Origin of the sequence: Streptomyces sp. NPDC006197 (assembly GCF_040613865.1) — a bacterium.
Taxonomy (GTDB): domain Bacteria; phylum Actinomycetota; class Actinomycetes; order Streptomycetales; family Streptomycetaceae; genus Streptomyces.
The window spans coordinates 1-10,419 of the sequence record NZ_JBEXSZ010000211.1 but is presented as its reverse complement, the minus strand read 5'-3'; the positions used below and the strand labels follow the sequence as shown (position 1 = coordinate 10,419).

At 70.8% G+C, this 10,419-nt stretch carries 9 protein-coding genes; 2 read left to right on the top strand and 7 right to left on the bottom strand.

Going from position 1 to position 10,419, the window contains the following annotated elements:
• Positions 1-127: 127 nt before the first annotated feature.
• The 3 genes from ABZ318_RS37195 to ABZ318_RS37185 all read right to left on the bottom strand — a co-directional run bounded on the left by ABZ318_RS37195 (position 128) and on the right by ABZ318_RS37185 (position 2,977).
• Positions 128-697: a hypothetical protein gene (locus ABZ318_RS37195; protein ID WP_356906843.1), complete on the bottom strand. Its 570-nt coding sequence runs from the start codon at positions 695-697 to the stop codon at positions 128-130.
• 239 nt (positions 698-936) lie between these two features.
• Positions 937-1,824, bottom strand: a complete 888-nt coding sequence (locus tag ABZ318_RS37190) for a tRNA (adenine-N1)-methyltransferase (protein ID WP_351193250.1) — start codon at positions 1,822-1,824, stop codon at positions 937-939.
• Positions 1,825-1,843: 19 nt separating this feature from the next.
• Positions 1,844-2,977, bottom strand: coding sequence for a site-2 protease family protein (locus ABZ318_RS37185; RefSeq protein ID WP_356906844.1), 1,134 nt, complete (start codon positions 2,975-2,977; stop codon positions 1,844-1,846).
• A 179-nt stretch (positions 2,978-3,156) separates the two neighbouring features.
• Here ABZ318_RS37185 and ABZ318_RS37180 point away from each other — a divergent pair, with 179 nt between their 5' ends.
• Positions 3,157-4,059: a PD-(D/E)XK nuclease family protein gene (locus ABZ318_RS37180; protein ID WP_356906842.1), complete on the top strand. Its 903-nt coding sequence runs from the start codon at positions 3,157-3,159 to the stop codon at positions 4,057-4,059.
• A gap of 58 nt (positions 4,060-4,117) precedes the next feature.
• On the top strand, positions 4,118-4,795 hold the full coding sequence (locus ABZ318_RS37175) for a response regulator transcription factor (RefSeq protein ID WP_030691890.1): 678 nt from the start codon (positions 4,118-4,120) through the stop codon (positions 4,793-4,795).
• A gap of 76 nt (positions 4,796-4,871) precedes the next feature.
• Here the strand turns inward: ABZ318_RS37175 and ABZ318_RS37170 are convergent, their stop codons facing one another.
• The 4 genes from ABZ318_RS37170 to ABZ318_RS37155 form a co-directional block, all read right to left on the bottom strand.
• Positions 4,872-6,455, bottom strand: coding sequence for an ABC transporter substrate-binding protein (locus tag ABZ318_RS37170; protein ID WP_356906841.1), 1,584 nt, complete (start codon positions 6,453-6,455; stop codon positions 4,872-4,874).
• Positions 6,456-6,522: 67 nt separating this feature from the next.
• Complete coding sequence (locus ABZ318_RS37165; protein ID WP_356906840.1) at positions 6,523-8,112, bottom strand: ABC transporter substrate-binding protein; 1,590 nt, start codon at positions 8,110-8,112, stop codon at positions 6,523-6,525.
• Between the two features lie 444 nt (positions 8,113-8,556).
• The gene (locus tag ABZ318_RS37160) at positions 8,557-9,255 is read right to left on the bottom strand and encodes an HAD family phosphatase (RefSeq protein WP_356906839.1); all 699 of its coding nucleotides are present in this window, start codon (positions 9,253-9,255) and stop codon (positions 8,557-8,559) included.
• Positions 9,256-9,393: 138 nt separating this feature from the next.
• The coding region (locus ABZ318_RS37155) for a vitamin B12 dependent-methionine synthase activation domain-containing protein (protein ID WP_356906838.1) at positions 9,394-10,419 on the bottom strand (1,026 nt) is incomplete at its 5' end.

Sequence of the window (10,419 nt, the reverse complement as noted above, 5' to 3'; positions counted from 1 at the left end):
GAGGCAGTGGGGTCTCCCCTGTTCGAGCGAAGCCGAGAACTTGGGGAAGGAGCGTTGTCGACCGACGACAACGCGGCGAGGCGCGGTGCCAGACGCCGCGAGCCCGGCCTGATCGGCAAGACGCCCCCTAGGCGTCGGTCCGGTCGCCGCGGACGAAGGCGCCGCCCTGCCAGCGCCAGCTGGCCTGCTCCTTCTCGTCGGGGCAGCAGCTGGGCACGTCGGGGGACGAGTAGCCGAGCAGGGTGGCGCGCACGGCTCCGTCGCGTACGGCGAGCTCGGTGACGTTCCGGTGCTGCTCGGGTGCGACGAGCGTGGCGACCACGCGCGCGGGGGTGCCGTTCCCCTTCCCGCGGGTGAGGACGTAGACGCCGCTCGGCGGGGTGCCGGAGCCGGCTTCGCAGTGCACGACCGCAACGGTCTCGGGGTTCCCGTCGCCGTCGAGGTCTCCGGAGACCTGCTTCGCGACCGTATGGGGGCCTCCCCCGCATTCCAGGGGGTAGGAGACCGCGGCGGCGTCGGGGGCGGGCGCCGGGCCCGGGGCGGCGGCCGGGACGGTGCCGGCTCCGGCGGGGCCGGGCTGGAGCAGTCCGGCGAGGGCGACGACCGCGGCGGTCGCGGTGGCGGTGGCCAGCCAGTGGGCCGGCCGGGCGTGGGTGTGGGCGAGGTCCGCGAGGTCCGGGGCGGCGGAGGGCTGCACGCGAGACGTCTCCTGTGGGGCGGTGCGACGGGGTTCCCGGCATCGTGCCATACGTCACAGGGGGACGGAACAGGTGGGGTGGGCCTGCTCCCTGGAGCTGTGGGCCCGCCCTCTGGAGCGGCGGACAACATGAGGACGCCGCCGACGAGTTCTCCCGCGTGGGCGGGAACTCGACGGCGGCGCGGTCTGAATGTCGGAACGTCAGCCCTCGGTACCGGGGTTCGGCCCGGTCTCGGGACTCAGCTCTTGTTGGGACCCTCGTAGTCCTCGCCGTAGGCGCCCTTGGCGGGGCGGCGGCGGCGCATCGGGGGCTCGACCCCGTCCGCGAGGCGACGGGCGGTGACGAGGAAGCCGGTGTGGCCGATCATGCGGTGATCGGGACGGACGGCGAGGCCCTCGACGTGCCAGTTGCGGATCATGGACTCCCAGGGCTGCGGCTCGGCGTAGCAGCCGAACTCGCGGATGGACTCCACGGTGCGGGCGAGCTGGGTGGTGGTCGCCACGTAGCAGCAGAGGATGCCGCCGGGGACGAGGGCCTTGGAGACGGCCTCCAGGCACTCCCAGGGGGCGAGCATGTCCAGGATGACGCGGTCGACGTCGGTGTCGGACAGGTTGTCCTGGAGGTCGCCGACGGTCAGCTGCCACGCGGGGTGGGGGCCGCCGAAGTAGCGCTCGACGTTGCCCTTGGCGATCTCGGCGAAGTCCTCGCGGCGCTCGTAGGAGTGCAGCATGCCGCTGTCTCCGATGGCGCGCAGGAGGAAGCTGCTCAGCGATCCCGAGCCCACTCCGGCTTCCACGACGCGGGCGCCGGGGAAGATGTCGGCGAAGGCCAGGATCTGCCCCGCGTCCTTGGGGTAGACCACGGCTGCGCCGCGGGGCATGGACAGGACGTAGTCGGGGAGCAGGGGGCGCAGCGCGAGGTAGGCGACGTTTCCGGTGGTACGGACAACGCTGCCCTCGGGGGCGCCGATCAGTTCGTCGTGCGGGAAAGAACCCTTGTGGGTGTGGAAGTTCTTTCCCTCTTCGAGCGTGAACGTGTAGTGACGGCCCTTGGGGTCGGTCAGCTGAACCTGGTCCCCGACCTTGAAGGGCCCGCGTCGGCGGGCGGCACCGGTCGGTTCGGACATGTGAACAACAATACCGGCCCTACGAAGACGGTCGTGCCATGGCCCGGACGAAGGCCCGCTCGACGTCGGTGGTGGCGAGGACCCCGTAGATCTCGCCGGTGTCCTCCACCACGAGGTACTCGGTGGCGGGGCTGGCGCGGAGGTGGTCGAGGAGGGGCTGGCCGGTGAGTTCGGCGGGGACCCGCATGCCGTCGGTGAGGTCCTGGGCGAGGGTGCTGACGGCGACCCAGGGGCGGCGGTGCTGGGGCACGGCGGCGATGGCGGCCTCGCGGACGATGCCGGTGGGTTCGCCGGTGGCGTCGACGACGACGAGGGCGCGGGCGCCCGCCTCGTTGGCGCGGCGGAGGGCTTCGGAGAGGGGCGTGACGGGTTCGACGGGGATGGCGCGGCGGGTGAGGGCGCGGGCGCGGAGCTCGGGGAGGTGCTCGCGGAGGCGGGCCATGCGGAGGCTGTTGCCGGCGCCGGTCCAGATGATGGCGGCGAGGATCGCGGCGAGGAGCGCGTCGGTGACGGTCTCGAAGCCGCTGATGTCGTCGGTGGAGTTGCCGAGGAGGCCGGTGCGGGTGAGCAGGGGCAGGCCGACGAGGACGAGGACGGCGAGGGCGCGGCCGACCCAGGCGGCGGCGACGGTGCCGCTCATGGGCTTGCCGGTGATCTTCCAGACGACGGCGCGGAGCATGCGGCCGCCGTCGAGGGGGAGGCCGGGGAGCAGGTTGAAGGCGGCGACGATCAGGTTGGAGATCATCAGGCCGCCGAGGAGGACGCCGGGGACGGTGCCGGGCTCGACGGCGTACAGCGAGAGGTAGAACGCGCCGGCGAGGACGAGGGAGAGCAGGGGGCCGACGAAGGCGAGGACGAATTCGCGGCCGGGGGTCTCGGTCTCCTTCTCGATCTCGGAGACGCCGCCGAAGAACTGGAGCTGGATGCGGCGCACCGGGAGCTTGAAGCGGAGCGCGGCGAGGGTGTGGGCGAGCTCGTGGACGAGCACGGAGGCGTAGAAGGCGACGGCGAAGAAGAGGGAGACGAGGTAGCGGGCGGCGCCGAGCTCGGGCAGGACGCGGTCGATCTGGTCGCCGAAGACCCAGGTGATGAGGGCGGCGACGACGAACCAGCTGGGGGCGACGTAGACGGGCACGCCGAAGGGCCGTCCCATGAGGATCCCGCCTCCGGGCTCCTCGGTCCGCTGCGGCTTGGGCTCGTCCTGGTTCACGGGTTCCTTTCGTCGCGTGGTGTGACCCGCGTCGGTGCGTCACGGTTCGATCATGCAGTGCGACGGGGTCCCGGGTCGATGGTATTCCGCCCGCTGTCGGCGGCGGGTCGTAGGGTCTTGTCATGAGTACGAGCGAGCAGGTGCCGGCGGAGCCCCGGGCGCCCATGTCGTTGTCGCCCTCGCGGGCGAGCGATTTCATGCAGTGTCCCCTGCTGTACCGGTTCCGGGTGATCGACCGGCTGCCGGAGAAGCCGAGCGCGGCGGCGACGCGGGGCACGCTGGTGCACGCGGTGCTCGAGCGGCTCTTCGACGATCCGGCGGCGGAGCGGACGGCGTCGCGGGCGAGGTCGATGGTGCCGGGGCAGTGGGAGCGTCTCCTCGGGTCGAAGCCGGAGCTGGCCGAGCTGTTCGCGGAGGATCCGGACGGGGAGCGGCTCGCGGGCTGGCTGGGCGAGGCGGAGGGGCTGGTCGAGCGGTGGTTCACGCTGGAGGACCCGACGCGTCTGGAGCCGGCCGAGCGTGAGCTGTTCGTGGAGACGGAGCTGGATTCGGGGCTGCGGCTGCGCGGGGTGATCGACCGGGTCGACGTGGCGCCCTCGGGCGAGGTGCGGATCGTCGACTACAAGACGGGGAAGGCGCCGCGGCCCGAGTACCGGGACGGCGCGCTGTTCCAGATGACCTTCTACGCGCTGGTGGTGTGGCGGCTGAAGAAGGTGATCCCGCGGCGGCTGCAGCTGGTGTACCTGGGCAGCGGGGAGGTGCTGACGTACGACCCGGTGGAGGCGGATCTGCTGCGGGTGGAGCGGAAGCTGCTGGCGCTGTGGGACGCGATCCGGCTGGCCACGGAGTCGGGTGACTGGCGGCCGCGGCCGACGAAGCTGTGCGGCTGGTGTGACCATCAGGCGGTCTGTCCGGAGTTCGGGGGGACTCCCCCGGTCTATCCCCTGAAGATCGTTTCCGCGCGCCCGCCGGAGTCGGGTGAATCGGGGCAGGGCAGAATGGACCCGGCCCAGCCGTCTTCCTGAGCACAGCCCGCGCCGGCGCGGGCGCACCTCGTGAGTCCAGCCCCGTGAAGGAGCCCTTGTGACGATCCGCGTCCTGTTGGTCGACGATCAGCCGCTGCTGCGGACCGGCTTCCGGATGATCCTGGAGGCGGAGCAGGACATCGCGGTGGTGGGTGAGGCCGGGGACGGTCTGCAGGCGCAGGAGCAGGTGCGCGCGCTGCAGCCGGACGTGGTCCTGATGGACATCCGGATGCCGCGGATGGACGGGGTGGAGGCGACCCGGCAGATCACGGGTCCGGGGCGGGACGGTCCGGCGAAGGTGCTGGTCCTGACGACCTTCGACCTGGACGAGTACGTGGTGGAGGCGCTGCGGGCGGGGGCGAGCGGCTTCCTCCTGAAGGACGCTCCGGCGAACGAGTTGGTGCAGGCGATCCGTGTGGTGGCGGCGGGCGAGGCGATGCTGGCGCCGTCGATCACGCGCCGGCTGCTCGACAAGTACTCGGCGCATCTGCCGACGGGCGAGGAGCAGGTGCCGGACACGCTGAACACCCTGACCGACCGTGAGGTGGAGGTGCTGAAGCTGGTGGCGCGGGGCCTGTCGAACGCGGAGATCGCGGCGGACCTGTTCGTCAGCGAGACGACGGTGAAGACGCACGTGGGCCATGTGCTGACGAAGCTGGGGCTGCGGGACCGGGTGCAGGCCGCGGTGTACGCGTACGAGAGCGGTCTGGTGCGGCCGGGGGCCGGCGGCCAGTAGTCGCGGGAGCGGCGGGGCCCGGTGCGCGTGGTGCGTACCGGGCCCTCGTGCGTGCGGGAGGCGTCGGCCCTCGGTGTCAGCCCTTGCGGATCTCCCAGAAGCGGAAGACGGTCGAGGCGTCGAGGGTCCATTCGAGGCCGGTGACGTCCTCGCGGGCGACGGCGTACTGCTTGCCCTGCCAGAGCGGCAGGACGGGGATCTCCTCGGCGACGAGGTCCTGGAGGCGTCCGTACTGGTCGACGGTGGCGGCGCGGTCGGCGATGGCGGCGGTCTCCGGGAGGAGGGTGCCGGTGATGGTGCTGTTCTCGTAGTGGTTGCCGAGCACGTTGCCCTCGCCGAAGAAGGGGCTGGTGAAGTTGTCGGCGTCGGGGTAGTCGGGGATCCAGCCCTTGACGTAGACGCCGTACTTGCCGGCGGCGATGTCCTTCTCGTACTGCTCGTAGGCGACGGACTTCACGTCGGCGTCGAAGAGGCCGCTCGCGTTGAGCTGTTCGGCGATGGCCTTGAGCTCCTGGTCGGTGGCCGGGCCGTAGCGGCTGGGCGTGGACCAGAGGGTGAGCTTCACCTTGCCGGTGATGCCGGCGGAGCGGAGGGCCTTCTTCGCCTTGGCCTTGTCGGGGGTGCCGTAGGCGTCGAAGAAGGCGGTGTTGTGTCCGGCGATGCCGGCCGGGACGATCGAGTAGAGCGGGGTGGCCGTCGACTGGTAGACGTGCTCGACGAGGGCCTCGCGGTCGACGAGGTGGGCGATGGCCTTGCGGACGGCGAGCTTGCCGACGACCGGGTCCTTCATGTTGAAGACGAGGTGCTGGACCTCGGCGCTGCTGCCGGGGATGACCTCGATGCCCTTGTCGGCCGTGGTGGCGGAGTTCTCGAGGGCGGCGATGTCGTCGGCGGAGAGGCCTCGGTAGGCGACGTCCACGGCGCCGTCGGTGAAGGCCTTGGCGAGGGCCTCGCGGTCGCCGCGGTAGAGCTTGAGGGTGACCGCGCTGTTCTTGGGCTTGGCGTTGCCCTTGTAGCCGGGGTTGGCGGAGAACACAGCCTCGGTGTCGCTGAACGAGTCCAGCTTGTACGGGCCGGAGCCGGTGGCCTTGCCGTCGGTGCGGAGCGCGTCGGCGGGGTAGTCGCGGTGGTCGACGATGGAGCCGGCGCCGGAGGCGATCTTGCTGGGGAAGGTGGCGTCCGGGACCTTGAGGCGGAAGACGACGGTCCGCTCGTCGGGGGTCTCGATGGTGTCGATGGTGGCGAGCAGCGGCGCCGGGCCGGAGGGGTCGGCGATCTTGAGGGCTCGCTCGAAGGAGTACTTGACGTCCTCCGAGGTGAGCTTGTTGCCGTTGGAGAAGGTGAGGCCGTCGCGCAGGGTGCAGGTGTAGACCTTGCTGCCCCCGGAGAACGCGCACTTGTCGGCGGCATCGGGCTCCGGCTCGGAGCCGCCCTTCGGGAAGGCGAGGAGGGACTGGAAGACGTTGTTGAACAGCAGCCAGGAGCCGGGGTCGTAACCGGCCGCGGGGTCGGTGGCGAGGATCTCGTCGGACATGCCGACGCGTATGCCGCCACCGGAACCGCCGGAGCCGCCTCCCTGCTCGGTGCCGCAGCCGCTGAGGAGGGCGGCGGACAGACCGGCGGCGAGGGGGGCCGTCAGCCACTTGTTTCGTGCCTTCACAGAACTTGCCTCTTGATCTCTTGTCAGGCCGGCCGCGCAGGGGCGCGCGGCCGGGACAACGAAGGGGTCAGGCGGTGCCGCGGCCCAGTTCCCACAGCAGCAGGTCGGAGGAGGTGTTGAGGGCGTACTCGACTCCGTTGAGGTCGTCGCGGGCGGCGACGTACTGCTTGCCCTGCCACAGGGGCAGGACGGGGACGTCCTTGGCGACGATCTTCTGGATCTGCGCGTAGACGGGGCTCGCGGCGTTGCGGTCGGCCTGGCGGCGCGAGCGCGGGATGAGCTTCTCGCGGACGGTCTTGTTCACGTAGGGGGTGTTGAGGAAGTTGTCGCTGTCGAGGAACGGCGCGATGTAGTTGTCCGGGTCCGGGTAGTCCGGGAACCAGCCGAGGCCGTAGACGGCGTAGTCGCCGCGCTTCTGGGCCGTGCGGAAGGTGGACCACTCGGTGCCGTGGACCTCGGCGTCGAAGAGCTCGCTGGCGTCGAGCTGGTTCTTGAGGGCCTCGAACTCCTTGGCGGTCTCGGCGCCGTAGTGGTCGGTGGTGTAGTTGAGGGTCACCTTGACCGGGGTCTTGACGCCCGCGTCCTTGAGGAGCTTGGCGGCGCGGGCGGGGTCGGGCTCGCCGTACTCGTCGAAGAAGGGGGTGGCGTGGCCGGTGATGCTGGAGGGGATCAGCGAGTAGAGCGGCTCGGCGGTGGGGCCGTAGACGAGGCTGACGAGGGCGCCCCGGTCGACGACGGCGGCCATGGCCTGGCGGACGGCCTTCTCCTGGACGGAGGGGGCCTTGGTGTTGAAGCCGAGGTAGCGGATCTCGAGGCCGGGGACCTCGGTGACGCGGATGTGCTCCTTGGGCGTCTCGGTGAGGTCCTTGATCTGCTTCTGCGACAGGGAGCGGGCCATCATGTCGATGTCCTTGCGCTCCAGGGCCTTGCCCATGGCGTCGGCGTCGGCGTAGGGGCGCAGTTCGACCTTGTCGTTGCGCAGGGTGACGTCGCCCTTGTACGCCGGGTTCTTGGTGAAGACGAAGCGGGTGGCCTTGTCGCCCTCGTGCTCGGCCTTCATGGTGTACGGGCCTGAGCCGTCGACGTCGAAGCCGTCGCGGAGCTTGTCGGCGGCGTACTTGTTCTTGCTGAGGATGCCGGCGACGGGGGTGGAGAGCTTGTACGGGAAGGTGGCGTCGGGGGTCTTGAGGTGGAAGACGATCCCGTCGGTGCCCTGGGTCTCGATGGCGTCGATGTTCGCGAGGAGGGCGGCCGTGCCGTTGTCCGACTTGATCTTCAGGACGCGCTCGATGGAGAACTTGACGTCCTCGGCCGTGAGGGGGGTCCCGTCGGCGAAGGTGAGGCCGGAGCGGAGCGTGCAGCGGTAGCTCTCGCTGGCCTTGTCGGAGAAGCCGCAGCTCTGGGCGGCCTCGGGGACGGGCTCGCCGCCGCCGCGGGGCACGTGCATCAGGGTCTGGAGGGTCTGACGGAGGATGTTCCAGGCACCGGTGTCGTAGGCGTAGGCCGGGTCGAACGGGGCGGGGGCGTCCTCGGTGACGATGAACTGGTCCGTGGTGCCTACGGTGATCGCTCGGCTGTCCTCCGCTCCGCCGCAGGCGGCGAGCAGGGGGGCGAGCAGTCCGGCCACGGCCGGCAGCACCAGGGTCTTGCGGTTCATCAGGGACGATCTCCTCATCCGGCACTGGAGTACAGCGGTCAGGGGAACTCCGCCGCCTGCCGCCCGGTCGGGGCGGGAGCGATCGGGCCGGGTGTTTCGATCGGTCCTGTGTTCACGGCGACTTGGGTATGCGCCGGTGCACGCGGTTATGCGGCGAAGTACTCGCGAAAGATTAGTGGGCGGCGCCGGTATCACTTGACCGGGGCCGTACAGGGGCGTAATCGCAGAGTGATCATGGATGCGTCGGTCTCGATAACCATGCACCGGACGTTGGGGACGATGGTTGCCCAACCGGGACACAGGGGACGACGAAACATCCGGTTTTGAGGCAGGGAACGGGAGCGGGCCACCCACCGTCCGGCACTCTGAGTGACCAAGGTCACGTAGCCGCTTTTCGGTGAATGGCCCGTTCGCTTTAACCGGATCGCTTTCCTCAGGGAAAGCTCAAATTCCCGTGATCAGGGTGCGCAGGAACGGCACGTCGACCTCTTCCAGCGAGCGGACCACGACCCGGCCCGGGGAGGGCGCGATCGGGGCGACGGAGGGCACCGCGACGACCCGGCAGCCCGCCGCCTCGGCGGCCGCCACGCCGGTCGCGGTGTCCTCGATGACGGCACAGAGCGCGGGGTCGGCCCCGACGCCCTGGGCGGCCGTCAGATACGGCTCGGGGTGCGGCTTGGTCCGGACGACCTCGTCGCCGGCGACGGTGAGCGCGAAGCGGTCGCGGCCGAGCGAGGCGAGGACGCGGTCGATGATCCGCCGGTGCGAGGCGGAGACCAGGGCGGTCGGGATGGAGTGCCGCGCCAGCTCGGTGAGCAGCCGCTCCGCCCCCGGCATGAGGGGGACGCCCCGCTCGATGCGCTGCTCGAACTTCTCGTTGAGCAGGACGGTCAGCTCTTCGAGGGTGATGTCGGCGCCGGTGGACTCGATGAGGTAGCCCGCGCTGCGGGTCATCGGGCCGCCGACCACGACGTCCCGCCAGGCCTCGTCCAGCCGGTGCCCGAGGTCGGCGAAGACCTCGACCTCGGCGTCCCACCAGAACCCCTCCGTGTCGACGAGGGTCCCGTCCATGTCGAGGAAGACCGCCTGCAGGGCGGAGCTGCCGTTCGTACGGAACAGGGACGCGGGGACCGTACTGGTCATCCGGACACCTCCATGGAGGGACGAGAAGGCCGGCCCCCCTCCCCGGTACGGGGAGGAAGACCGGCCTGCACTGGACCGACAAGTGTACGTCGCGATCACCGTGAAAGCGCGGATTTACGCCGCGCCGTCACCGGGCGGTCACCGCGCGTTGAAGTACTTCGCCTCCGGGTGGTGGATGACGATGGCGTCGGTGGACTGCTCGGGGTGGAGCTGGAACTCCTCGGAGAGGTGGACGCCGATCCGCTCCGGCCGGAGCAGCTCCGCGATCTTCGCGCGGTCCTCCAGGTCGGGGCAGGCTCCGTAGCCCAGCGAGAAGCGCGCGCCCCGGTACTTGAGGTCGAACATGTCCTCGACGTTCTCGGGGTCCTCCCCGCCGAAGCCGAGCTCGGCGCGGACGCGGGCGTGCCAGTACTCGGCGAGGGCCTCGGCGAGCTGGACGGAGAGGCCGTGCAGCTCCAGGTAGTCGCGGTAGGAGTCGGACTCGAAGAGCTTGGCCGTGGCCTCGCCGATCTTCGAGCCGACGGTGACCACCTGGAGGCCGACGACGTCGGTCTCGCCGGACTCCTCCGGGCGGAAGAAGTCCGCGAGGCACAGGCGGCGGCCCCGGCGCTGGCGCGGGAAGGAGAACCGGGTCCGCTCGTTGCCCGCCTCGTCCAGGATGATCAGGTCGTCGCCCTTGGAGACGCAGGGGAAGTAGCCGTGGACGACGGCCGCCTCGAGGAGGTTCTCGGTGTGGAGGCGCTCCAGCCAGCCGCGCAGCCGGGGCCGGCCCTCGGTCTCGACGAGCTCCTCGTACGCCGGTCCGTCGCCGGCCCGGTTCTGCTTGAGGCCCCACTGGCCCTTGAAGAGGGCGCCCTCGTCGAGCCAGGACGCGTAGTCCTTCAGCGGGATGCCCTTGACGACGCGGGTGCCCCAGAAGGGCGGGGTCGGCACCGGGTTGTCGGTGGCCACGTCGGAGCGGCCGCCGGGCTCCGGCTCGTCGACCTGGAGGGCGGCGGTGGCGGTCTTGGCGACCCTGCGCTGCTTCAGCTCGGGGAGCACGGCTCCGGGGACGCCGCGCTTGACGCCGATGAGGGCGTCCATGAGGCGCAGGCCCTCGAAGGCGTCGCGGGCGTAGCGGACCTCGCCCTGGTAGATCTCGTGGAGGTCCTGCTCGACGTACGC

Bases quoted from the DNA above. Each gene is read 5' to 3' on its own strand.
- ABZ318_RS37185 (WP_356906844.1), bottom strand. From the start codon at position 2,977: ATGGGACGGCCCTTCGGCGTGCCCGTCTACGTCGCCCCCAGCTGGTTC.
- ABZ318_RS37190 (WP_351193250.1), bottom strand. From the start codon at position 1,824: ATGTCCGAACCGACCGGTGCCGCCCGCCGACGCGGGCCCTTCAAGGTC.
- ABZ318_RS37180 (WP_356906842.1), top strand. From the start codon at position 3,157: ATGAGTACGAGCGAGCAGGTGCCGGCGGAGCCCCGGGCGCCCATGTCG.
- ABZ318_RS37160 (WP_356906839.1), bottom strand. From the start codon at position 9,255: ATGACCAGTACGGTCCCCGCGTCCCTGTTCCGTACGAACGGCAGCTCC.
- ABZ318_RS37165 (WP_356906840.1), bottom strand. From the start codon at position 8,112: ATGAACCGCAAGACCCTGGTGCTGCCGGCCGTGGCCGGACTGCTCGCC.